Below are 22,520 nucleotides of genomic sequence, written 5' to 3' on the forward strand. Positions count from 1 at the left end.
AGTGCTTATTTTTTTATTTATTATATTCTTATGCTTACAAAGGCCTTACCCAGATATTCCTGTAACTGATCGGTTCACTAGGATCTCCATGGTCTTGCAATTTTATTGGCGCCGGTCCGTGTTTTTTATAATACGGTTGTCCGCGGTAAACAGTAATGCCTTTTACTTCGGTATTATTTTGTACCAACACTCCATTTTGAATAGCGGTGATGCGGCCCGGCGTTTTTACAGTACCATCTTCATTAAATCTGGGTGCTGTCCATACGATATCGTACGATTGCCATTCGCCCGGTTTTTTACAAACATTTGCTAAAGGAATAGATTGCTTGTATATGCTTCCGGTTTGACCGTTTACATAAGTAGTATTTTCATAACAATCCAGTACCTGTATTTCGTAGCCTTCATCACCGGGGCCCACACTCGCTAAAAAGACACCGCTGTTGCCACGTGCCTGCCCGCTACCGGTAATATTTTCAGGAATACGCCATTCAATATGCAATTGATAATCGGTAAATTTTCTTTTGGTTTGAATATTACCGGTGCCTTTTTTTACAGTAACGCTGTTTTTTTTCACTGTCCACATAGCTGGCCTGGTGCTGTCGTTTACAGAAACCCATTCATCAAGATTTTTCCCGCCGAATAAAATGATGGCATCAGAAGGTGCATCGCTGTTGGTCTTGCCCGGTTTTACTACGGGTGGCACCGGGGCATATACTTCTGTAAGTTTGGGATCAATTTCCTGGCCGGAAGACACCAGCGCCACAAACAATAATGCGGGAAACAATAACAGGAACTTATTTTTCATAATGCAAATTTTAATCGTAAGAAATGATGCTTAAAAATAAAAAATACTTGTGTACAATACAGAAAGTACACAAGTATTTTTTTAAGGTCGTATTTTGATCACATGCATCAGGATAGAATTCGGACACATTGCAGGTTGAAATGAAATTTCAACGTACTAACTAACTACGGGAAAATACCCAGCTCATTATAGCTCTGTGCTACTTTATTGATAGCACTTACATAAGCCGCAGTACGCATATCAGGTATGGTAGGGTTGTCTTTCCATATCTGCATGATTTCCCTGGTTGCAGTGATCATGGTTTCTTCAAGGCCACTATGCACCAGGTCTTGTTCTTCCGGCCCGTGCATAATAAAGTCTCTTTCTTTTTTACTTACGGTTTTACCGCTTAACTCTTCAATCTGCCCCAGTATATGGCCATTTAAATTTTCTGCAAAACGTTTTTCCAAACGGCCGTAACGTACGTGACTTAAATTTTTCAGCCATTCAAAATAACTAACCGTAACGCCACCCGCATTAAGGTACATATCGGGTACACATAAAATACCACGTCTTGTAAATTCTTCATCCGCTTCCGGTGTACAAGGGCCGTTTGCTGCTTCGCCAACAATTTTTGCTTTTACCCTTGGTGCATTATCGCCGTTAATAACATTTTCCAATGCCGCAGGAATTAAGATATCGCAATCCAGTTCCAATGCATCCGAACTTTTTGCCAGGTTGGTAGCACCGGGGAAATTTAAAATAGAACCTGTTTTTTTCCTGTGTTGAAAAACCTCTTCTTCATTCAATCCATCTGCATTAAAAATAGCACCTTCAAATTCTGCAAGGGCAATTACTTTTGAACCTGCTTCACGGAAAAATTTAGCACTGTGATACCCCACATTTCCTAATCCCTGTACCACTACTCTCTTACCAACAACACCCACCGTTAAGCCTTGCTTTTCCATTACGTCGGGCATATTACATACTTCACGGATACCGAAGAATACCCCCATGCCTGTAGCTTCTTTACGGCCACGTACACCACCTTGTGTGATTGGCTTACCGGTAACACAACCGGCTGCATCAATTTCGCCGGGTTTAAGTGATTGGTAAGTATCCACTATCCAGGCCATTTCTCTCTCCCCTGTTCCGTAATCGGGTGCAGGTACATCAATGCCCGGGCCAATAAAATTTTTCTTTACCAATTCTGCGGTGTAACGGCGGGTTATTTTTTCCAGGTCGTATACACTGTATTTTTTAGGATCGATAGTGATACCGCCTTTAGCGCCACCAAATGGCACATTTACAATGGCACATTTAAAGGTCATCAATGCAGCCAGTGCCATTACTTCATCCAGGTTTACTTCAGGACTGTAACGGATACCTCCTTTACAAGGTGCTTTATGATGAGAGTGTTGCACACGATAAGCTTTAATTACTTCTATCTTATCATTTACCTTAACCGGAAAGTGCATACGCAATACCGAGTTACATTGTTTGATCTGTTCTAACAATCCACTATCCCATGTAGTGAATTTTGCTGCTTTGTCAAAGCTTTGTTCCACACTGTGAAAAAAACTGTACGTAGTTTCTGCTGACATAAAAGTTGTAGTTTAGTTTTTTGCAATCGTTGTTTTAAAAATGTATAATTCAGGCGAATTATTATAACCGGCTGGCAGGTCGGTTTAGTTTTCTTTTTCTATTTTACTTATTTTTCTGTCTACTAAAAAAACATAAAGGAAAAGCCCGATCAGTATAGTGAGGCAAACTGCCACCACTACATAAATTTTTCCATTGCTCCTCATTACTTCTTCTACCCCGGGTTTATCCTGTGCAAATGCAACGGCACAAAAAAACAAAGAAACAAACATTAATAACACCTTATTTATTATCGATGTCCATTGATACTTCTTCATTTAATAGTGTTTTATCTGTTAATAATTGTATTCTTATTTTTAAAGTAGCGATCCATACCCCCAGCAATGTCCAGCCGATAACTGCAGGATAAAAGATCATACGCATGGCTGCATCAAGATCTTTTTGTGCGTTTAAAGCAGGGTTACCGCTATCGCTGCCCGGCGCACCGGGATGTAAGCTCCCCACCATTCTTGGAATGATCCAGATGCTGGGAAACAACATTACAAAAGCGAAAATATTATACACCGCACTTACCCTGGCTCTTTTATCAATATCAGTAAAGCTGCCCCTCAATACAAAATAGGCACCGTAAATTAATAAAGCAATGGCAGCACCCAGTAATTTAGGTTCTTTAAGTACACTACCGAGACTCTGATTCTGATCGGTAAGCCAGGTATAATTGGCCCAGATAGCACCGGTGCCATAACCGAGTATACCAACAAATGCGCCTACTGCTGCAAAATTTTTAGCAAAAATATCATTGCGGTAACTGGAGTCACGTAAGTATTTAATGCTGTACACAAAACTTACAATGAAGAGGATCATCATTGCAAACCACATGCACACATGAAAATATAAATTGCGGATAGACTGATGGATAATGGGCAGATCAGGAACCTTCATTAAAAAACCTGCCACTACCGTGTAGATAAGCAAAACAAAGGATAATATTTTCCACCAGCTTTTCTTCAAAAGAAGATTTTTTTTAGTGCCGCAAAGATAGGGCAGAGTTTTGAGTTTGCAGTTACCAGTTTGTTGTTTTTTGCAAATACTGCCGGCTTATTTATTTTAATCCTTCCACAGGTAAGGAAAAAGCACCACGGCCATGGCCACTACCAGTACATCCAACCCAACAATAAGCAGGCTCAGTTGCATCACGGCGCCTGCCCGAAATACTTCTGCAAAGGCAACTTTACTCAGTTTCATCAGCATTAATAATTGCGGTAGTATGATGGGGAAGCCCATTATGGCAATAAGGGCTGCATTCTGCTGCGCCTTTGCAGCAATTGCACTCATTAAAGTAAATACCAGGCTAATGCTGATGCCTCCTAAAATTACAATGCCCGTAAATTGTAAGGAATTGTTGACCGGGTTGGTTAAAAAGAAAAAGAACAATACCAGGCTGATGCTGCTCATCAGCACCATTAATAAAACATTGTAAATTATTTTGCTGATGATGAATTCTGCCGGAGACGCAATGGAATAAAAATAGAGCATCCTGCCCTTCCCTTCCTGCAAAAAGCTTTTAGCCACGGCATTTACACAAATAAATAATTGAATGATCCAGAATAAACTGTTCCAGGTTGCACCATCAGGCTTGTCCGGAAAAGAAAGATAAATAACAAAAACGGTGGAAGCAATGTACAATACAATGCCATAAAAAGTATGCTTTTGCCTGAACTCAAGCAATACATCTTTATGTAACAAAGCGTAGATCCGTTTAAACATTGCTGCAAATTACTAACATTCAATAAAAACCGGAATAAAATTTACCCCGGGAATAACAATGTAATCAACTATACTAACAGCTGTTAGTTAAAACCAATGTTATCCACAGTAATTCTCCCACCGTATTTCTACTCTTGTATGAGATAATTATTCCATTTATATTACAATATATTTTTCTTCTATTCCTAACTTAACAAACAAACAATGAAAAAAATTTTAATCACCCTCCTGGTCTCATCAGGACTGCTATCCGCTATGGATACCAAAGCGCAGGATTTTGTAAAAGGCAATCCCGGCATGTATCCTGAATTTATTGATTTTAAAAATGCGCCGGCTGCCTTTAACAAAGGCTCGGTAATACTGGCTGATGATAAAGGCAGTTTTACTTCTTCTTCCGGCGCCTTGCTTGCACATTCAGAAAAAGACAACCTTAGCATGGAACATTTTCGTTACCAGCAAAGTTATTTAGGCATTCCTGTAGAGAATGCCATTTATGTAATGCATGTAAAGGGAAATACTGTATTGAGCCAGAATGGAAAATGGGTAAAAGATTTTCCGGCCGGTTTAAAAAATGCCGCTGCCATCAACTTTTCTGCTGCCTTGCAAAAAGCAATGGCTGCTGTTGGTGCACAATCTTATAAGTGGCAGATACCTGCAGAGGAAGCCTTTATTAAAAGAGAACAAAATGATTTTAAGGCTACTTTCTATCCCAAATCTGAATTAGTATGGTATAGCGGCGAAAATGAAGTGATACCTGCATCTTTAAGGCTGGCATATAAACTGGATATATATGCACAATACCCCATGAGCAGGCAGATTGTATTTGTTGATGCCGTTAACGGAAGCATTTTAGGTACAAGAGAATTAATTCATACCACTAATGCAACAGGTACAGCAGTTACAGCCTATACCGGCACACAAACTATTACCACTGATTTTACAGGCACCACTTATCGTTTAAGAGAAACCGGCAGGGGCAATGGTATCAACACTTATGATATGAGACTGGCTGGAACCAATTACGGAGCAGCAGTTGATTTTACTGATGCGGATAATAACTGGAACAATGTAAATGCCAATAAAGATCAGTATGCCACAGATGGCCATTGGGGCACCGAAAAAACCTATGACTTTTATTTATCTAAGTTTAACCGTAACAGTGTTGATAATGCTGGTTTTGCTTTAAACAGTTATGTACATACCAACTTAGTTGCATTTGGCTACGGCAATAATATCAACGCATTCTGGGATGGTACCCGTATGACCTATGGTGACGGTGGTACCAGCGGCAGCACTACTTACACGCCGTTAACAGCATTAGATGTTTGCGGGCATGAGATCACTCATGGTGTTACTGAAAGAACGTCCAACCTGGTATATTCAAAAGAATCCGGAGCCATGAACGAAGGCTTCAGCGATATTTTTGGCACTGCAATAGAATTTTATGCAAAGGGTACCGGCGGCAACTGGTTAATTGGTGAAAACATTGGTGCAGCATTCCGTAATATGGCCAACCCCAACCAATTCAGCCAGCCGGATACTTATGGTGGTACCTATTGGGTAAACACAACCAGCTGTACCCCTAGCAACAACAACGACCAATGTGGCGTACATACCAACAGTGGTGTATTAAATTTCTGGTTCTATCTTTTATCGCAGGGAGGCAGCGGCACCAACGATATCGGCAGCGCCTACACGGTAACAGGTATTGGTATTGATAAAGCTGCAGCTATTGCCTACAGAACCAATACCACTTATTTAATTTCTACTTCTACTTATGCCAATGCAAGAACTTATGCTATTCAATCTGCCATTGATCTGTATGGTGCAGGAAGTGCAGAAGTAATTGCTACCACCAATGCATGGTATGCGGTGGGTATTGGTGCTGCATACAGTTCTGCCTGCGGTACACCCACTGCATTAACCGCATCGGCTATTACCAGCTCCGGCGCTACATTAGGCTGGACTGCAGGTTCTAATGCGGTAAGTTATTTGGTAGAGTATAAATTATCTTCTGCCTCTACATGGACAACGCTTGCTGCTGCAACTACAGCTACATCAGTTGCTGTAACAGGCCTCACTGCTTCTACTGCTTACGACTGGAGAGTAACAACTAATTGTTCTGCATCAACCAGCACTGCAGCTACGGCTTCATTTACCACAACTGCTGTTGCATCGGGTTGTGCTGCTGCATTTGAACCTAATGAAACATTGGCAACCGCCGCAAGTATAACATCAGGTGTTACCAATTCTGCAGCCATCAGTTCCACAACAGATATTGATTACTTTAAAATAGTAACCACTGCTACCAGCAGCAATGTGTTTAATCTTGTTGGTCCGGGTGGCGTGGATTACGACCTGTACATTTATAACAGCGCAGGCACGCAGATTGGTTCTGGCACAGGCTCTACTGCAACAGAAACTGTTTCTTTAACCAGCCAGGCAGCAGGCACTTACTACATAAAAGTAATTGGCTACAACGGTGCCAACAGTGCAACATGCTATACAATAAAAGCTACTGCAACTGTGGCAACCAGTTGCCAGAGCGCATTGGATGTTTCTACCAACGGAACCATTTCCGGCGCAGCTGTAATTCCGTTTAACACTAACGTTACCGGCTTAATAAGCCCCAGTGGCGATAATGATTATTACAAATTTGTAATTACCAACGGCGGTACTGCAACAATTACTTTAACAACATTACCGGCTGATTACGACCTTACAGTTGTAAATAGTGCAGGTACACAATTGGCGATTTCTCAAAATGGTGGCACTACAAGCGAAACCATTAGTCGCACCTATACTGCAGGTACTTACTATGCAAGAGTATTTGGTTACAACAATGCTAATAATGCATCCACCTGTTATACTTTAAAAGTACAATTGGGTACTGCAAGCATCACCGGTAACGGAACTGAAATTACCGGCAACGGTTTATTGAAAGTGTACCCAAGCCCTGCCACCAATGTATTAAATGTAAGCGTACTGGGCGAAATTGCTCCAAAAGCTACATTAAAAGTGGTGAACATAAGTGGTGCTGTGGTGATGGAAGAAAAGATCAGCAGCAATATACAACAGGTAAATATTTCAACCCTGCCAAAAGGTGTTTACCTGCTTAAGATAAACAATGGAGAAACAGTGCTTTCTTCCAAGTTTGTGAAGCAATAAATGCATCTTACAGCCAATGAAAAAACGTCCTCAATTTTAATTGGGGACGTTTTTTTGTACTTGCAATGTCCAATTTTTTTATTTGGATTTTTCTGTTGAAAATATTTGATTGGTGAATGGAGGTTTATCGGGAACGGTAACCACATTAAATTGAAAATTTACGGCATGGTGGCAATTGTTGCAGGTATTGGTTAACAACACATAACTGTTTTTAAATTGAACAGGATCTTGTTTTGTTATGGCGGCGTTCACACTATCCAATGCTGGATTAAGCATGATCACTTTTTCTGACTCTTTTCTTTCGGTTTGATACTTTTGAATATTTTCCACTGCTTCCATTATTTCATGTATCTCAAAATCGGCCAAGGCCCAGTTTTTATTTTGCCCGGCAAACCAAAGCTTGGCATGATGCACTTGTATACTGCTCATAAATTCTCCAAAGCCGGGTTTGTATGTATTGGCCAGTTTTTTCTCCAAACTATCAATGCGGTTTTCCAGAATTTTACTCTCATCAGTTGATTGATTGCAGGAGATGAGGGCAGCGATGAATAATGTGATAATGATTGAATGTTTCATGGCAATAAATTTAAAAAAGTATGTAAAATATGCATATGCCGTTCAGGCTGCAATTGAATTTTAATACATTTAAATTACTCCTGCTGTTGAGACTTGTATTTATTAAAAGGTTGCACCGCAATAAAGTTACGCCTGCTCCTGTGCACAATGCCTGCACCTGGGTTCGTAAATATCTTTTTCGCCCAGCAAAACCTGCGGCCCCTTGGCTTCTTTACGGAAACTGATGTTGGCAATATTGCCACATTTTACACAAATGGCATGCAGCTTGGTTATGTAATCGGCCTTGGCCAAAAGGCTGGGCATTTGCCCAAAGGGCTTGCCTAAATAATCCATATCCAGCCCGGCCACAATAACACGAACCCCTTTCATGGCCAGCAATTCGCACACATTACCGATCTCTGCATCAAAAAATTGGGCTTCATCAATACCCACTACATCTACATCCTGCGCCAGCAGTAAAATGGTTTGTGAGCTTTCCACCGGGGTGGATTGTATAGCGTTGGTATCGTGGCTTACAATTTTTTCTGCATCATAACGCACATCTATGGCAGGTTTAAATATTTCCACCTTAAGGTTGGCGATCTTCACCCGCTTTAATCTTCTTATCAGTTCTTCGGTTTTGCCACTGAACATACTGCCGCAGATCACTTCAATCCAACCCCTTCGCCCGCCACCAAAACTGGGTTCTATAAACATTAGTATAATTTTTTAAAATTGTAGTTGTAACTTAGGCCACCAAAAATTGGTACCGTTTTACTTACAGGGCATCAAAAGTATAATTATTCATGCAAAGAGTGGACACACTCATAAAAAAATTACAGGAACAGTTTGCCGCTAAAGTGCCGGCAGGCCAGTTACTCTTAACAGTGCAAATGCTGGAGCTGGAGCTTTCTCAACTACAGCAGGCCGCTGCACCGGATGCCACTCTTGCGGTTAATATAGATATACCACAAACTATTTTACCCGCAGTAAAAAGGGAGGAAGAAAAAACAGTGGAAGTTTTGCAGGTGGATGAAGCCGAAATAGAAGCAGAACTGGAAGAGATCAGGCGCAATGCCGAAGCCATGCAAAAGATAAGTGTACAGAATAAACCACAGATAATTTTTGAACAGGAGCAGGAACAGGATATTCCCACGTTGGCGCATCATTTACAGGAAACACCTGCACAAAAAAAAGAGGTGCACGAGACTATTGGTGCCAATACAGCTTCCTTAAACGATAAATTAAAGCAATCCAAAAGTGACCTCGGCGATACTTTAACCGAAACTCCGATACGTGACCTGAAAAAAGCCATTGGTGTCAACGACCGTTTTTTATATATCAACGAATTATTCCGTGGCGATGAAAATATGTATGAAAGGAGTATAAAAACCATTAACAGTTTTTCTATTTTACCCGAGGCCGAATACTGGATCCAGAGAGAATTAAAAACCAAGATCGGCTGGAGTGAAGACAATGAAATTGTAAAGCAATTTATTCAATTGGTTAAGAGGCGTTTTATATAAATATACTCCATTATTTTTTTTGAAGCCCCTGCCTTTGCATACACGTATTCTTTTGCCGCAGTTGCGCTTTCGTTATATGCAGTGGTATCTGTAAGCCAGTTATCAATCACTTCTTTTAATTCAACCACATCGCTTATACTTTCTGCAGCGCCACATTCCACCAGGTCTGTTGCTTCAAAATACTTTTCATAATTCTCGCCAATAATTACAGGCCTGCCCCATACTGCAGCTTCCAGTATATTGTGAATGCCATCATTGGTAAAACCGCCGCCGATATAATTAATATGACCATAGCTATATAACCGGCTTAACATACCAATGGTATCAATGATCAAAGTATTGTAACCGGAAATTGAATTTAATAATGCAGCATCAGCCTCTACCTCAGTATAACAAACCGATTTTTTAAACATCCTTTTTACATTATCAAGATGCGCTTTATCTAATTCATGCGGTACTACAATTATTTTTTGCCGGTGACCGGTTTCATCGCCATAAGCCGCTAAAATAATTTCGTCATCTTCCCAGGTGCTGCCGGCAACAATAATGGTATTACCTGCACAAAAAGATTGTATAATTGCCGAGTCCAATGATTGTTGGGCAATTTCCAGTACACGGTCAAACCTGGTATCACCGCTTACCGAAACCTTTTCATGCACGCCTATAGTTTGCAATAATCTTGCTGAACTTTCATTTTGTACAAAAAGATGATCAAAATTATCCAGCATTTGTTTCCAGATACCGCCATACCATTTAAAAAATGGCTGGCTTTTTCTAAATACACCCGAAACCAGCAGCACCGGAATATTGCGCCGTTTTAATTCCTGCAGGTAATAAAACCAGTATTCGTATTTTACCCACAGCACTAATGATGGGTTAATAGCATCAATAAATTTCTTTGCCGAAAAAATATTATCCATCGGTAAATAAAAAACAACATCTGCTCCTTTATAATCTTTCATTACTTCATATCCACTGGGCGAAAAAAAAGTAAGTACGATTTTCAGATTGGCATCTTGTTTACGCAGGCTTTCTAAAAGTGGCCGCCCCTGCTCAAATTCGCCCAGGCTGGCGCAATGCATCCAGATGATTTTTGATTTGGGATTTTTAATTCCCGGTTGAAATACATTGTAATCCTGTTTCCTCCGGCCTTCAAGCCATTTCCGGGCTTTAGGATTCCATACAGAAGCCATACGTATGCCTGCAGAGTACAGAAAAAGAAACAGGTTATAAAATAGTTTGGCCAAGTGTTATTTTAAAGCAAATCTATACAAAAAAGATTATTGCTTCTGCAATCCGGCTTTTCAACTACCGGGATGTTTTGTACAACAGAAATATTCTCATTCCAAAATCCTGGTTACCAGTCCGGCAGCAGGCAGGCAGGTTCCCAATTCTCCCTTTGCCAACTGCCTGCTGAATGTTATCTTTGCCCACATTTAAAATAAGCTTTATGAGGCCCTTACAAATGGTAGATACTAAGACGCAGTATCATAAGATAAAAACTGAAGTAGATGCAGCAGTATTAGGTGTTTTGGAAAGCTCCGTTTTTATAGGCGGAAAAGTAGTGGCTGATTTTGCTGATAACCTTGCAAAATACCATGGCAGCAAACATTGTATCCCTTGTGCCAATGGCACCGACGCATTGCAGATTGCCATGATGGCCTTAGGTTTGGAGCCCGGCGACGAAGTGATCACCCCCTCATTTACCTATATTGCTACTGTGGAAGTAGCGGCATTACTCCGTTTGAAACCCGTTTTTGTAGAAGTAGATCCTAAAACATTTTGCATTGATCCGGTGGCAATTGAAAAAGCTATCACACCTAAAACAAAAGCTATTGTACCAGTGCATTTATATGGCCATGCTGCCAACATGGAAGCCATTATGAAAATTGCTGCGGCTCACAATTTATTTGTGATTGAGGATAATGCCCAGGGAATTGGTAATGATTACACCTTTAGTGATGGTACCACCCAAAAAACCGGCAGCATCGGTAACATCGGCTGCACTTCATTTTACCCCAGCAAAAACCTGGGTGCCTATGGCGATGGCGGTGCCATATTTACCAATGATGATAAATTGGCGTCTGTATTAAAAATGATCGCATCCCACGGACAAAGTAAAAGATATTATCATGATGTAGTGGGTTGTAACTCCAGGCTGGACGCCATACAGGCAGCCATCCTGGATATAAAACTGCAACACCTGGACGAATATATTGCAGCCAGGGTAAAGGCTGCTGATTTTTATGATAACGCTTTTGCGGATAATAAAAAGATCACAACTCCGTTTAGAGCTGCTGATAACAAACATGTATTTCATCAATATACTTTACTGGTAGAGGGTGTTGACAGAGATGCGTTACACCAGTTTTTGGCAGACAACGGGGTACCTTCCATGATTTATTACCCCGTGCCCGCTCACCGGCAAAAAATGTTTGACGCTTTTGGCGGAAGCAACTTTAACCTGCCTATTACCGACTGGTTAACGGAAAGAGTGATCAGCCTCCCCATTCACACCGAACTGGATGAAGAGCAACAAACATTTATCGTAAATAAAGTTTTAGAATTTGTAAATAAATAGCACATGAAAATTGCAGTTGTTGGAACAGGGTATGTAGGATTAGTAACAGGAACCTGCTTTGCCGAAACAGGCAACAATGTTATCTGTGTGGATATTGATAAAAATAAAGTCGATAAATTATCATCAGGACAAATTACCATTTACGAACCAGGTTTAGAAAAATTATTTTTACGTAACCAGAAAGAAGGCCGTTTACATTTTACCACTTCTCTTAATGAAGCTGTTAAAGACGCTAAAGTGATTTTTTTGGCTTTGCCAACTCCTCCCGGAGAAGATGGCAGTGCAGATTTAAAATACATTTTAGGCGTTGCTGATGACCTTGGAAAAATTATTACAGAATATAAAGTAATTATTGATAAAAGCACCGTGCCTGTTGGCACTGCAGATAAAGTACATGCAGCCATTGCAAAAAATGCTACCGTTGCATTTGATGTGGTAAGCAATCCTGAATTTTTACGTGAAGGTGTGGCAGTAGACGATTTTATGAAACCAGACAGGGTGGTTATTGGCACCACATCTGAAAGAGCGAAAAAATTAATGAATGATTTGTATGCACCTTTTGTACGCCAGGGTAACCCCATAATTTTTATGGATGAAAAAAGTGCAGAGTTAACCAAGTATGCCGCCAATTCTTTTTTAGCTACAAAGATCACTTTCATGAATGAAATTGCCCAGTTATGCGAACGCCTCGGTGCAGATGTGGATATGGTGCGCAAAGGCATTGGCAGCGATGAAAGAATCGGCAAACGTTTTTTATTTCCAGGTATTGGTTATGGTGGCAGCTGCTTCCCCAAAGATGTGCAGGCATTGGTAAAGTCATCTAATGACATCAATTACGATTTCAAAATTTTAAATGCTGTGATGGAAGTAAATGACAAGCAAAAACTGCATTTATTACCTGCCATAAAAGCGTTTTTTAATAATGACCTTAAAGGCAAAAAAATTGCGTTGTGGGGCTTGGCTTTTAAACCTAATACCGATGATATTAGAGAAGCGCCCGCTTTATATATTATAGAAGAATTACTGAAAGCAGGTGCTATTGTACAGGCTTTTGACCCTGAGGCGATGGGTAATGTAAAAGCATTATTGGGAGATACAATAGTTTTTTCAGAAAGGCAATATGATGCTTTAGAGGATGCGGATGTTTTAGTAATCGCTACAGAATGGAGTGAATTCAGGACTCCCGATTTTGACCGGATCACTTCTTTACTGAAAAATAAAACCATTTTTGACGGCAGAAATTTATTCGATTTAAAACAGATGGAAGAAATGGGCTTCTATTACGTTAGTGTGGGAAGAAGGGTGGTCAATCAACAATAATAATATGGAACTACTGCAACCAGAGTTTAATTTAGTTACCTGGAGTATTTTTATTCTCCTTATTTTGCTGTTCTGGCTTAGTGCATTGGTTAATGTTTTAAAAAGTGATTTTAAAGATTCAGTAACAAAGTTAATATGGGTCGTGGTAATTATTTTTTTGCCTATGCTCGGTTCGCTTTTATTTTTATTTATAGGTCGTGTTCAGAGAATTACTAACAAACAATTGTAACATTAAATGAAACGTGTATTAATAACAGGCGCAGCAGGTTTTTTAGGCAGCCATCTTTGCGACAGGTTTATCAAAGAAGGTTTTCATGTAATAGGCATGGATAATTTAATTACAGGTGACCTTAAAAATATCGAACATCTTTTTAAATTAAAGGAGTTTGAATTTTACCACCATGATGTATCTAAATTTATTCATGTAACCGGCAAGCTGGACTATATTTTACATTTTGCTTCTCCCGCCAGCCCCATCGATTATTTAAAAATCCCTATCCAGACTTTAAAAGTAGGCTCCCTGGGAACACACAATTGCTTAGGATTGGCATTGGCAAAAAAGGCAAGAATTTTAGTAGCCAGTACCAGTGAAGTGTACGGCGATCCGTTAGTACATCCTCAAAACGAAGAATACTGGGGTAATGTAAATCCTGTCGGGCCCAGGGGTGTATATGATGAAGCCAAACGTTTTCAGGAAGCGATCACCATGGCCTATCACACATTCCACCAGGTAGAAACAAGGATCATCAGGATATTTAATACTTACGGTCCACGTATGAGATTAAACGATGGCAGGGCATTACCGGCATTCATAGGGCAGGCTTTGCGTGGAGAAGACCTCACCGTTTTTGGTGATGGCAGCCAGACAAGGAGTTTCTGTTATGTAGATGACCTTGTAGAAGGTATTTACCGCCTGTTAATGAGTGATTATGCACAGCCTGTAAATATTGGCAATCCTGATGAGATCTCACTAAAAGATTTTGCAGAAGAGATCATTAAACTCACAGGCACCAAACAAAAAATTATTTATAAAGAATTGCCTACTGACGATCCTAAACAAAGACAGCCGGATATTACCAGGGCAAAAGAATTATTAGGCTGGCTACCAAAAGTTGCAAGGGCCGAAGGATTAAAAATCACCTACGAATATTTTAAAAATTTACCTAAAGAAGAATTATATAAACTGCCCAAAGAATTTGAACGAAAGGGCTAATTATTCATCATTAATTATTTATTACTGATTATGTACCAGGAACTGATTGAGAAAAAAAAGAAGTTAGCCGTGATAGGCTTAGGTTATGTTGGATTACCCATCGCATTGGAATTTGCTAAAAAAATTAAAGTGATAGGCTTTGATATTAATCCAAAGCGGGTGGAAATGATGCGTAACAAAATTGACCCCAGCCAGGAACTGGAAAGCAGTGCATTTGATAATTGTGATATTGAGTTTACCAACGATCTTGATGTTTTAAGGCAGGCCAATTTTTTCATTGTTGCTGTGCCCACTCCTGTAGATGAGCACAATGTGCCCGACCTTGTGCCTGTACAAAGAGCCAGCGAAACTATTGGTAAAGTGATAAAGAAAGATGATTATGTAGTATTTGAAAGTACGGTTTACCCTGGTTGTACCGAAGAAGATTGTTTACCCATCATTGAAAAATTAAGTGGTATAAAAAATATCATTGATTTTAAATTAGGTTATTCACCCGAAAGAATTAATCCGGGAGATAAAGAACATACCTTGTCAAGTATTATAAAAGTAGTAAGTGGTTGCGATGCAGAAAGTTTAGATGTGATTGCCAGAGTTTATGAACTGGTAGTGAAAGCAGGTGTACACAAAGCCTCTTCTATTAAAGTAGCCGAAGCCGCAAAAATTATAGAGAATACGCAACGTGATCTGAATATTGCATTGATGAATGAACTCAGTATCATATTCGACAGAATGAATATCAATACTTACGAAGTGCTGGAAGCGGCAGGTACTAAATGGAATTTCTTAAAATTTCAACCCGGTCTTGTAGGCGGGCACTGCATTGGCGTTGACCCGTACTATCTAACCTACAAATCAAAAGAATTAGGCTATGATAGCCAGGTAATTTTAGCCGGACGTGTTATTAATGATGGTATGGCAGGATATGTGGCAAAGAAAATACTGCAGCATGTTATTCAGCATAATGGCAATGTAAAAGATGCTAAAGTATTAGTAATGGGCGCCACTTTTAAAGAAAACGTAAGCGACATCAGGAACAGCAAAGTAGCAGATGTGGTAAAAGAATTACAATCTTATTCGTTAAATGTAGATGTTGCTGATCCGCATGCTGAAAGTGATGAGCTGAAACATGAATATGGTTTTTCTTTAGCAGCAGAACTTAGTAATGATTATGATGCGATAATTGTAACTGTACCGCATAATGCATATAAACAATTAGATGACGCTTATTTTAATACTATCACAAAGCCCCATGCTTTGATAGCAGATTTAAAAGGCATTTACAGGGGTAAGATAAGCAGCAGGAATTACTGGAGCCTGTAGTTAAATGAATAATTAATAATGATTAAATGAATAGTTTTCATAACAAAGATATCAGCACCAGCAATTTTTTAGTTTCCGGGGGGGCCGGTTTTATTGGTGGCCATATTGCAGAATACCTGCTAAAAAATGGTGCTAAAAAAGTAAGGGTCCTGGATAATATGGTGAATGGTTTTAAAAATAACCTCAACATTTTAAACCAATATCCCGGCTTCGAATTTATTGAAGGAGATATCAGGAATGCGGCAACCTGTATGCAGGCATGCGAAGGTATTGATTATGTAAGCCACCAGGCTGCTTTAGGTTCGGTACCCAGGAGCATTAAAGAACCCTTGTATTTTACCGAAGTAAATGTTGGTGGCTTTGCCAACATGCTTAAAGCTGCTGTTGATAATAAAGTAAAAACATTTGTATATGCTTCTTCTTCTTCTGTATATGGCGACGAGCCTACATTACCCAAAAAAGAAGAACGTATTGGTAATTGTTTATCACCTTATGCAGCAACAAAAAAAACAAATGAATTATACGCCCAGGTTTTTGCCGATGTATATGGCATCAAACTTATGGGCTTCAGGTACTTTAATATTTTTGGGCCAAGGCAGGATCCTGACGGTCCTTATGCCGCAGTGATACCTTTATTTGTAAAAGGCATCATGAACGAAACCCCGGTTTACATTAATGGCGACGGAGAACAAACCCGGGATTTTACTTTTGTAGACAATGCAGTGCAGGTAAACGTAAAAGGAATGCTTACTGATAATGAAGCTGCTTTTAAACAGGTATACAATGTTGCCGTTGGGGAAAGATTTACGGTAAATGATCTATACAAGACATGCCAGGCACAATTAGGCAGTAATTTTAAAGCCACCTATCGTGAACCAAGAGCCGGAGACATTAGAGATTCACTGGCAGACATTTCATTGGCAAAAAAATTATTAGGCTACCAGCCAACAAAAAAATTTGAAGACGGGCTCATTGAGACTATTAATTATTTTAAACAACTTTATAGTTAATGAATAATGAGATAACGGATAATGAATAATTTTTTAATTTTCAGGTCCGTTACAATATTGCAAAGCTTTGCTCCCAGAAAGTATTATTCGTTAAGTGATTATCAATTATCAATTTAAAATGCCTTTTGTAAAAACAGATTTTCCCGGCTTACTGGTTTTTGAACCTAAAGTTTTTGAAGACAGCCGTGGTTATTTTTTTGAAAGCTATAATGAAAACACTTTTGCAGCAGAAGGGGTTACTATAAAATTTGTACAGGATAACCAGGCACAATCGTCGTATGGTGTGATACGAGGTTTACATTACCAGCTAAATCCGCATGCACAAACAAAATTAATAAGAGCATTAAGCGGAAGTATTTTAGATGTAGCGGTTGATATCCGCAAAGGATCTCCTACATACGGCAAATCATTTATTATTGAGTTATCTGCAACCAATAAAAAACAATTATTGATACCGCAGGGATTTGCTCATGGCTATTCGGTAATAAGCGAAACTGCAGAAGTATTTTATAAGTGCGATGATTTTTACCATAAAGAATGCGAGGGTGGCATAATGTACAATGACCCTGCTTTACAAATCGATTGGCAGATTCCTGCTGATAAAGCTATCATTTCCGAAAAAGATACAAAGCACCCGTTCCTGAATGATTGTATCACTAATTTTATTTTTTAAAAAGAAGTGGCAACAAATAAAACCATTTTAATTACCGGTGCCAATGGCCAGCTTGGAAAAGAATTCCAGGTACTGGCAACATTGTATCCGCAATACCATTTTTTGTTTGTAGGGCGAGATGTATTGGCTATTGAAGATTTTGAAGCAGTAAAAAAATACTTCGCCAAAAACAACATCGGTTACTGTATTAACTGCGCTGCTTATACCGCAGTTGATAAAGCAGAAACGGAAAGCGATGCGGCCTTTTTAGTTAATGCAACTGCGGTAGGAAATCTTGCGGCTGTTTGCGCAACGCATAACACTCAGCTCATTCATATTTCTACCGACTATGTTTTTGATGGTACCGGTAAACACCCTTATAAAGAAACCGACGTTACCAATCCGGTTAGTGTTTATGGCGCATCTAAATTGCAAGGCGAACAACTGGCCTTACAAAATAATCCTTCTGCCATCATCATCAGAACATCATGGGTATTCTCTTCCTTCGGCAATAATTTTGTAAAAACGATGCTGCGCCTGATGAAAGAAAAAGAAAGCATAAATGTGGTAGCCGATCAATGGGGCTGCCCTACTTATGCAGCAGATTTAGCCACTGTAATAATGTCAATCATTGACAAACATTCTTTATCCGGTATCCCTAGCCAGGTATTTAACTATTGCAACAACGGCGTAATTAATTGGCATCAGTTTGCTGTAGCCATAAAAGAATTCACTGGCAGTACATGCATTGTTACCCCTATCCCTTCATCGCAATATCCAACGCCGGTAAAACGGCCGCTGTATTCTGCTTTGGATACCGATTTAATTAAAAAAACTTTTGGTATTGCTATTCCTGGTTGGAAAGAGAGTTTGAAAAAGTGTTTAAAGTTGACACAATAAACAACAATACCCTCCTTAGTTTCCCTGCCGGTATTTTCACCGAACGGAGTATTGTAGTTGGTGGTGTGAAGCCGCCGGTCATTGGAAAATAATAAAGGCTACACTTGGTGTAGCCTTTATCCTGATATATTATCAATTACTTATTGCATGGTAAACCCTTCCAAAAACTTAGTGGTAAAGTTACCACTTCTGAAATCGGGGTGCTTCATCAATTGCAAATGAAAAGGAATAGTTGTTTTTACACCTTCAATCACATACTCACTCAATGCACGGCTCATGGTATCAATAGCCTCCTCACGGGTTTGCGCAACCGCAATTAATTTACCTATCATACTATCGTAATAGGGAGGAATTACATAACCTGCATACGCATGGCTATCTACCCGTACACCGTGCCCGCCGGGTTGATGCAACACCGTAATCTTTCCGGGGCTTGGTCGAAAATCATTGTAAGGATCCTCTGCGTTAATGCGGCATTCAATAGCATGCATTACAGGAATATAATTTTTACCGGTAAGCTTATCGCCGGCGGCAATCATTATTTGTTCTTTAATTAAATCGTAGTTGATCACTTCTTCCGTTACACAATGTTCTACCTGGATACGGGTATTCATTTCCATGAAATAGAAATTGCGGTGTTTATCTACTAAAAATTCAATCGTGCCTACACCTTCGTAATTAATAGATGCCGCTGCTTTAATAGCTGCATTACCCATGGCTTCCCTCAGCTCCGGCGTCATAAAAGGCGATGGTGATTCTTCCACCAATTTCTGGTGACGCCGTTGAATAGAGCAATCCCTTTCACTTAAATGACAAACCTGTCCATGCTGGTCGCCCACAATTTGTATTTCAATATGGCGTGGTTCTTCTACAAATTTTTCCATGTAGATACCATCGTTTTTAAAGGAAGCGGCGGCTTCTGTCTTTGCATTTTCGTAAGCCTTTTCTATTTCTTCTTCGTTCCAAACCACCCTCATACCTTTACCTCCACCTCCGGCAGTTGCTTTTAATATTACAGGGTAACCCACTTCTTTAGCAGCAGATTTTGCATGCTCCACACTTTCCAGTAAACCTTCCACACCTGGTACTACCGGAACCCCTGCGTTGATCATTGTTTGCTTGGCAGTGATCTTATCTCCCATTGCATTGATCATCTCCGGCGTGGGGCCAATAAATTTAATACCATGGTCGCCACAAATTTTTGCAAACTTGGCATTCTCTGCTAAAAAACCATAACCTGGATGTATAGCATCCGCATTGGTAATTTCGGCAGCCGCCATAATATGCGCCATGTTCAAATAACTTTCGCTGCTGGCAGGTTTACCAATACAAACGGCTTCATCAGCAAATTTTACATGTAAACTATCTTTATCAGCAGTGGAATAAACCGCAACGGTTTTGATGCCCATTTCTTTACAGGTACGTATTACACGAAGTGCAATTTCCCCACGATTGGCAATCAATATCTTTTTAAACATCTTGTTCATTTGAAATTAATAATGGTGAGATGTGAATCGTGAATTGTGAGACGTGAGTTAGAACAGTATGATAAACCAAAAGCTTTTCAATTTGAAAGCTCTAATCACGACTGACGATTCACCACCCACGACTAAGATGGGTCAACCAAAAATAAAGGCTGATCATATTCTACAGGGCTGGCATCTTCTACCAGTACCTTTACGATCTTTCCTTTTACTTCACTTTCAATTTCGTTAAAAAGTTTCATGGCTTCAATGATGCAAACCACTTTACCTACTGTAACCTCATCACCTACAGAAGCAAAAATCGGTTTACCCGGACCGCTCTGGCGATAAAAAGTTCCTATCATCGGACTTTTAATGGTTACCAGGTTATCGGCTTTGGGTTCTGCAGCTGGTTTTGCTGCTGCCGGTGGCGGCGCAGCTGCGGCCGGAGCCTGTGCTGGTGGCGGAGCAGAATAAACAGGTGCTCCTGCATTAGCTACAATATGTTGTACGGGATCTTTTTTTTGTTTAACGGTTATTTTTACCCCTTCTTCTTCAATGGTAATTTCGCCGATATTGGTTTTGTTGATGAGCTTAACAAGCTCCTGAATCTGTTTAATGTCCATGTGTAATTTTTGATTAGTAAATGGATAATTATAGGGGACTGCTAAGGTAGTAAATGATTATCCAAAAATGCAAGTTTTCTTAAAATAAAAAATTTGGGAATTGGGCTTTTTTTGCCAAAAATGGGCTAAAAATGTGCAAAAAACCCTAAAAAACACATAAAAATCGTATAAAATTAAAAATGGATAACAGTAAAAACCGCTATCCATTTTCAGTATAAAATTATTAGTTAAGCTTTTACTCTTTCTACGTATTCGCCTGTCTTTGTATTCACCCTTATCAACTCCCCTTCATTAACAAATAAAGGAACGTTAACTGTAGCGCCGGTTTCAACGGTAGCTGGTTTTAATGTCTTGGTTGCCGTATCTCCCCTCATGCCCGGTTCGCTGTAAGTAACCAGTAATACAATTTTATCTGGTAATTCCACCCCCATTGGCTGGTCGGTTTCGCCATTAATTAATACGGAAACTTCCTGGCCATCCTTTAAAAATTTAGGTGCATCTATCATTGCTTCAGCAACAGTGATCTGCTCAAAGGTTTCGGTATCCATAAAGCTATAACCGGTATCATCTTTATACAAATACTGGTAGGCTTTTTTCTCTACCCTTACCGGGTGTATGGTTTCACCACTATTCCAGGTTACTTCAATGGTACGGGCATTATCCACACCTTTTAATTTTGCCCAGACTTTTGCTGCTGCACGGGCGGTTTTATTCTGCCCGAATTCAATTACGGTATATAAACTGCCATCTACCTTGATGATCAGTCCTGAACGCATATCTGCTGTAGTTGCCATGATGCTTTGTTTTTAAGTGGCTGCAAAAGTAGAGAAAAAAAGCTGTTTTCAGCCTACTGTTTTGGGTTTTCTGTTTTAGGGGCAGGTTTGGGAAATTCAGGGGGTAGTGTTCGGAAGTTTATACACTGCTATTCTAAACTCCTGAACTTTCTAAACACTAAACCTCTAAACCCTAAACTTCTAAACTTTTCTGCCTCTTAACATTTCATTCTCAATCAAAAAATTTAGTTTTATAAAAAAATTAAGCTTTGAAAAAATATATTCTTTTGTTTTTTGCCGTAGCCGTAAGTGCAATGAGCTTTGCACAGGTAGATACGTCAATATTGTACCTGCGCTTTCCTAACGTACCCTCTTTTAAATTAACCAATGTAAAAGACAGCACTTATTTTACCAAAGCCGACCTGAAAAAGAAAAAAGCAACCATCATCATGATGTTCAGCCCGGACTGTGAGCATTGCCAGATGGAAACCAAAGAACTTACAGCAAGCATAAAACTTTTTAAAAAAGCGCAGATCGTTATGGCTTCGCCATTAGATTATGCCTACCTCAGAAAATTTTATGACGAATATAAGATCGCTGACTTTCCTAATATAACTATGGGCAGAGATCCGAGTTATTTTTTAGGTACTTTTTATAAAGTACGTTCCTTCCCCTCCATTTTTGTATACGACAAAAAAGGAAATTTTGTAACCTCATTTACAGGTAGTACACCAATAGCAGAAATTGCTGCCGCCATAAAATAATGAAGCAACTGATTATTTTTTTTACCGTTTTACTTTTCAGCTCTGCTGCTTTTTCGCAGTACGATACCACGCCGCCTTACCTGAAAAATAAGGCCCTGCCCAATTTTACTTTGCTGAATGCCGATTCTGTTGCATTTACACAAACTGTTCTTAAGGCAAACAAAAACACCATCATCATGTTGTTTAATCCCGAATGTGGCCATTGCCAGGATCAACTGCAACTGATGCTTACCTTACCTGAGATTACAGATTCAACCAACCTGGTTCTGGCAACTACAGAACTACTGCAGAAAATAAAAATATTTTACGATAAATTTAATTTAGCGCAATATCCTTCGGTTTACATTGGCAGAGACATCAAATATTTTTTTGGCGGCTTCTATCAACCCAAAACCATCCCTGTTTTAGCATTTTACAATAAACAAAATCAATTGGTGTATTTTAACCAGGGCAGTGTAAAAAAGAAGGAAATTCTGGAAGCACTGAAAAAGTAAAT

23 protein-coding genes are annotated in these 22,520 nt (G+C 39.6%); 12 read left to right on the top strand and 11 right to left on the bottom strand.

Translation table 11 applies throughout. The annotated features are described in order from the left end of the window. Window positions 1-34 precede the first annotated feature (34 nt). The 5 genes from ACYVM0_RS20315 to ACYVM0_RS20335 all read right to left on the bottom strand — a co-directional run bounded on the left by ACYVM0_RS20315 (window position 35) and on the right by ACYVM0_RS20335 (window position 4,153). Complete coding sequence (locus ACYVM0_RS20315; protein ID WP_460560107.1) at window positions 35-805, bottom strand: 3-keto-disaccharide hydrolase; 771 nt, start codon at window positions 803-805, stop codon at window positions 35-37. Between the two features lie 164 nt (window positions 806-969). Beyond that, entirely contained in the window at window positions 970-2,388 is a 1,419-nt protein-coding gene (locus tag ACYVM0_RS20320; protein ID WP_460560109.1) for a Glu/Leu/Phe/Val family dehydrogenase, read from the bottom strand. A gap of 84 nt (window positions 2,389-2,472) precedes the next feature. Continuing rightward, window positions 2,473-2,703: a CcmD family protein gene (locus tag ACYVM0_RS20325; protein ID WP_430987389.1), complete on the bottom strand. Its 231-nt coding sequence runs from the start codon at window positions 2,701-2,703 to the stop codon at window positions 2,473-2,475. Further along, a complete protein-coding gene (gene ccsA, locus ACYVM0_RS20330; RefSeq protein ID WP_430987390.1) occupies window positions 2,669-3,397 on the bottom strand; it encodes a cytochrome c biogenesis protein CcsA in 729 nt (242 codons plus the stop codon). The genes ACYVM0_RS20325 and ccsA overlap by 35 nt, the downstream gene beginning before the upstream one ends. A gap of 96 nt (window positions 3,398-3,493) precedes the next feature. After that, window positions 3,494-4,153, bottom strand: a complete 660-nt coding sequence (locus ACYVM0_RS20335; protein ID WP_460560111.1) for a heme exporter protein CcmB — start codon at window positions 4,151-4,153, stop codon at window positions 3,494-3,496. A 204-nt stretch (window positions 4,154-4,357) separates the two neighbouring features. Here ACYVM0_RS20335 and ACYVM0_RS20340 point away from each other — a divergent pair, with 204 nt between their 5' ends. Continuing rightward, window positions 4,358-7,321 (top strand): M4 family metallopeptidase, encoded by a 2,964-nt coding sequence (locus tag ACYVM0_RS20340; protein ID WP_460560113.1) that lies wholly within the window; start codon window positions 4,358-4,360, stop codon window positions 7,319-7,321. A gap of 78 nt (window positions 7,322-7,399) precedes the next feature. Here the strand turns inward: ACYVM0_RS20340 and ACYVM0_RS20345 are convergent, their stop codons facing one another. After that, window positions 7,400-7,897 carry a hypothetical protein gene (locus tag ACYVM0_RS20345; protein WP_460560115.1) on the bottom strand — a complete coding sequence of 166 codons (498 nt, stop codon included), beginning with the start codon at window positions 7,895-7,897 and terminating at the stop codon, window positions 7,400-7,402. Between the two features lie 126 nt (window positions 7,898-8,023). Next, on the bottom strand, window positions 8,024-8,593 hold the full coding sequence (locus ACYVM0_RS20350; RefSeq protein WP_460560117.1) for a thymidine kinase: 570 nt from the start codon (window positions 8,591-8,593) through the stop codon (window positions 8,024-8,026). 89 nt (window positions 8,594-8,682) lie between these two features. On the opposite strand from ACYVM0_RS20350, the gene ACYVM0_RS20355 reads away from it, so the two are divergent. Next, window positions 8,683-9,402, top strand: a complete 720-nt coding sequence (locus ACYVM0_RS20355; protein WP_460560119.1) for a hypothetical protein — start codon at window positions 8,683-8,685, stop codon at window positions 9,400-9,402. Here the strand turns inward: ACYVM0_RS20355 and ACYVM0_RS20360 are convergent. Next, complete coding sequence (locus ACYVM0_RS20360; protein ID WP_460560121.1) at window positions 9,375-10,649, bottom strand: 3-deoxy-D-manno-octulosonic acid transferase; 1,275 nt, start codon at window positions 10,647-10,649, stop codon at window positions 9,375-9,377. The two genes, ACYVM0_RS20355 and ACYVM0_RS20360, sit on opposite strands and share 28 nt — an antisense overlap. A gap of 203 nt (window positions 10,650-10,852) precedes the next feature. On the opposite strand from ACYVM0_RS20360, the gene ACYVM0_RS20365 reads away from it, so the two are divergent. From ACYVM0_RS20365 to rfbD, 8 genes are all read left to right on the top strand, one after another. Then, on the top strand, window positions 10,853-11,983 hold the full coding sequence (locus tag ACYVM0_RS20365; protein ID WP_460560123.1) for a DegT/DnrJ/EryC1/StrS family aminotransferase: 1,131 nt from the start codon (window positions 10,853-10,855) through the stop codon (window positions 11,981-11,983). A 3-nt stretch (window positions 11,984-11,986) separates the two neighbouring features. Next, window positions 11,987-13,303, top strand: a complete 1,317-nt coding sequence (locus tag ACYVM0_RS20370; protein WP_460560125.1) for a UDP-glucose dehydrogenase family protein — start codon at window positions 11,987-11,989, stop codon at window positions 13,301-13,303. A gap of 4 nt (window positions 13,304-13,307) precedes the next feature. After that, window positions 13,308-13,532: a PLD nuclease N-terminal domain-containing protein gene (locus ACYVM0_RS20375; protein ID WP_460560127.1), complete on the top strand. Its 225-nt coding sequence runs from the start codon at window positions 13,308-13,310 to the stop codon at window positions 13,530-13,532. A gap of 6 nt (window positions 13,533-13,538) precedes the next feature. Then, the gene (locus tag ACYVM0_RS20380; protein WP_460560129.1) at window positions 13,539-14,516 is read left to right on the top strand and encodes a UDP-glucuronic acid decarboxylase family protein; all 978 of its coding nucleotides are present in this window, start codon (window positions 13,539-13,541) and stop codon (window positions 14,514-14,516) included. A gap of 30 nt (window positions 14,517-14,546) precedes the next feature. Next, window positions 14,547-15,836: a nucleotide sugar dehydrogenase gene (locus tag ACYVM0_RS20385; protein WP_460560131.1), complete on the top strand. Its 1,290-nt coding sequence runs from the start codon at window positions 14,547-14,549 to the stop codon at window positions 15,834-15,836. A gap of 26 nt (window positions 15,837-15,862) precedes the next feature. Continuing rightward, window positions 15,863-16,846 carry an SDR family oxidoreductase gene (locus tag ACYVM0_RS20390; RefSeq protein ID WP_460560133.1) on the top strand — a complete coding sequence of 328 codons (984 nt, stop codon included), beginning with the start codon at window positions 15,863-15,865 and terminating at the stop codon, window positions 16,844-16,846. Window positions 16,847-16,964: 118 nt separating this feature from the next. Continuing rightward, on the top strand, window positions 16,965-17,519 hold the full coding sequence (gene rfbC / locus ACYVM0_RS20395; RefSeq protein ID WP_460560135.1) for a dTDP-4-dehydrorhamnose 3,5-epimerase family protein: 555 nt from the start codon (window positions 16,965-16,967) through the stop codon (window positions 17,517-17,519). Window positions 17,520-17,525: 6 nt separating this feature from the next. After that, window positions 17,526-18,398 carry an SDR family oxidoreductase gene (gene rfbD / locus ACYVM0_RS20400; protein ID WP_460560137.1) on the top strand — a complete coding sequence of 291 codons (873 nt, stop codon included), beginning with the start codon at window positions 17,526-17,528 and terminating at the stop codon, window positions 18,396-18,398. Window positions 18,399-18,538: 140 nt separating this feature from the next. On the opposite strand, the gene accC is transcribed toward rfbD, so the two are convergent. The 3 genes from accC to efp form a co-directional block, all read right to left on the bottom strand. Continuing rightward, window positions 18,539-19,885: an acetyl-CoA carboxylase biotin carboxylase subunit gene (gene accC, locus ACYVM0_RS20405; protein ID WP_460560139.1), complete on the bottom strand. Its 1,347-nt coding sequence runs from the start codon at window positions 19,883-19,885 to the stop codon at window positions 18,539-18,541. 122 nt (window positions 19,886-20,007) lie between these two features. Then, window positions 20,008-20,487 carry an acetyl-CoA carboxylase biotin carboxyl carrier protein gene (gene accB, locus ACYVM0_RS20410; protein ID WP_460560141.1) on the bottom strand — a complete coding sequence of 160 codons (480 nt, stop codon included), beginning with the start codon at window positions 20,485-20,487 and terminating at the stop codon, window positions 20,008-20,010. Between the two features lie 227 nt (window positions 20,488-20,714). Continuing rightward, on the bottom strand, window positions 20,715-21,281 hold the full coding sequence (efp, locus tag ACYVM0_RS20415; protein WP_460560143.1) for an elongation factor P: 567 nt from the start codon (window positions 21,279-21,281) through the stop codon (window positions 20,715-20,717). A gap of 248 nt (window positions 21,282-21,529) precedes the next feature. Between efp and ACYVM0_RS20420 the strand changes: the two genes are divergently transcribed. Further along, the gene (locus ACYVM0_RS20420; RefSeq protein WP_460560145.1) at window positions 21,530-22,024 is read left to right on the top strand and encodes a TlpA family protein disulfide reductase; all 495 of its coding nucleotides are present in this window, start codon (window positions 21,530-21,532) and stop codon (window positions 22,022-22,024) included. Then, a complete protein-coding gene (locus ACYVM0_RS20425; protein WP_460560147.1) occupies window positions 22,024-22,518 on the top strand; it encodes a hypothetical protein in 495 nt (164 codons plus the stop codon). The genes ACYVM0_RS20420 and ACYVM0_RS20425 overlap by 1 nt, the downstream gene beginning before the upstream one ends. Window positions 22,519-22,520 lie beyond the last annotated feature (2 nt).

The sequence above is a fragment of the Ferruginibacter profundus genome, from assembly GCF_054783275.1.

Bases quoted from the DNA above. Each gene is read 5' to 3' on its own strand.
- ACYVM0_RS20315 (WP_460560107.1), bottom strand. From the start codon at position 805: ATGAAAAATAAGTTCCTGTTATTGTTTCCCGCATTATTGTTTGTGGCG.
- ACYVM0_RS20320 (WP_460560109.1), bottom strand. From the start codon at position 2,388: ATGTCAGCAGAAACTACGTACAGTTTTTTTCACAGTGTGGAACAAAGC.
- ACYVM0_RS20325 (WP_430987389.1), bottom strand. From the start codon at position 2,703: ATGAAGAAGTATCAATGGACATCGATAATAAATAAGGTGTTATTAATG.
- ACYVM0_RS20335 (WP_460560111.1), bottom strand. From the start codon at position 4,153: ATGTTTAAACGGATCTACGCTTTGTTACATAAAGATGTATTGCTTGAG.
- ACYVM0_RS20340 (WP_460560113.1), top strand. From the start codon at position 4,358: ATGAAAAAAATTTTAATCACCCTCCTGGTCTCATCAGGACTGCTATCC.
- ACYVM0_RS20345 (WP_460560115.1), bottom strand. From the start codon at position 7,897: ATGAAACATTCAATCATTATCACATTATTCATCGCTGCCCTCATCTCC.
- ACYVM0_RS20350 (WP_460560117.1), bottom strand. From the start codon at position 8,593: ATGTTTATAGAACCCAGTTTTGGTGGCGGGCGAAGGGGTTGGATTGAA.
- ACYVM0_RS20355 (WP_460560119.1), top strand. From the start codon at position 8,683: ATGCAAAGAGTGGACACACTCATAAAAAAATTACAGGAACAGTTTGCC.
- ACYVM0_RS20365 (WP_460560123.1), top strand. From the start codon at position 10,853: ATGAGGCCCTTACAAATGGTAGATACTAAGACGCAGTATCATAAGATA.
- ACYVM0_RS20370 (WP_460560125.1), top strand. From the start codon at position 11,987: ATGAAAATTGCAGTTGTTGGAACAGGGTATGTAGGATTAGTAACAGGA.
- ACYVM0_RS20375 (WP_460560127.1), top strand. From the start codon at position 13,308: ATGGAACTACTGCAACCAGAGTTTAATTTAGTTACCTGGAGTATTTTT.
- ACYVM0_RS20380 (WP_460560129.1), top strand. From the start codon at position 13,539: ATGAAACGTGTATTAATAACAGGCGCAGCAGGTTTTTTAGGCAGCCAT.
- ACYVM0_RS20385 (WP_460560131.1), top strand. From the start codon at position 14,547: ATGTACCAGGAACTGATTGAGAAAAAAAAGAAGTTAGCCGTGATAGGC.
- ACYVM0_RS20390 (WP_460560133.1), top strand. From the start codon at position 15,863: ATGAATAGTTTTCATAACAAAGATATCAGCACCAGCAATTTTTTAGTT.
- rfbC (WP_460560135.1), top strand. From the start codon at position 16,965: ATGCCTTTTGTAAAAACAGATTTTCCCGGCTTACTGGTTTTTGAACCT.
- accC (WP_460560139.1), bottom strand. From the start codon at position 19,885: ATGAACAAGATGTTTAAAAAGATATTGATTGCCAATCGTGGGGAAATT.
- accB (WP_460560141.1), bottom strand. From the start codon at position 20,487: ATGGACATTAAACAGATTCAGGAGCTTGTTAAGCTCATCAACAAAACC.
- efp (WP_460560143.1), bottom strand. From the start codon at position 21,281: ATGGCAACTACAGCAGATATGCGTTCAGGACTGATCATCAAGGTAGAT.
- ACYVM0_RS20425 (WP_460560147.1), top strand. From the start codon at position 22,024: ATGAAGCAACTGATTATTTTTTTTACCGTTTTACTTTTCAGCTCTGCT.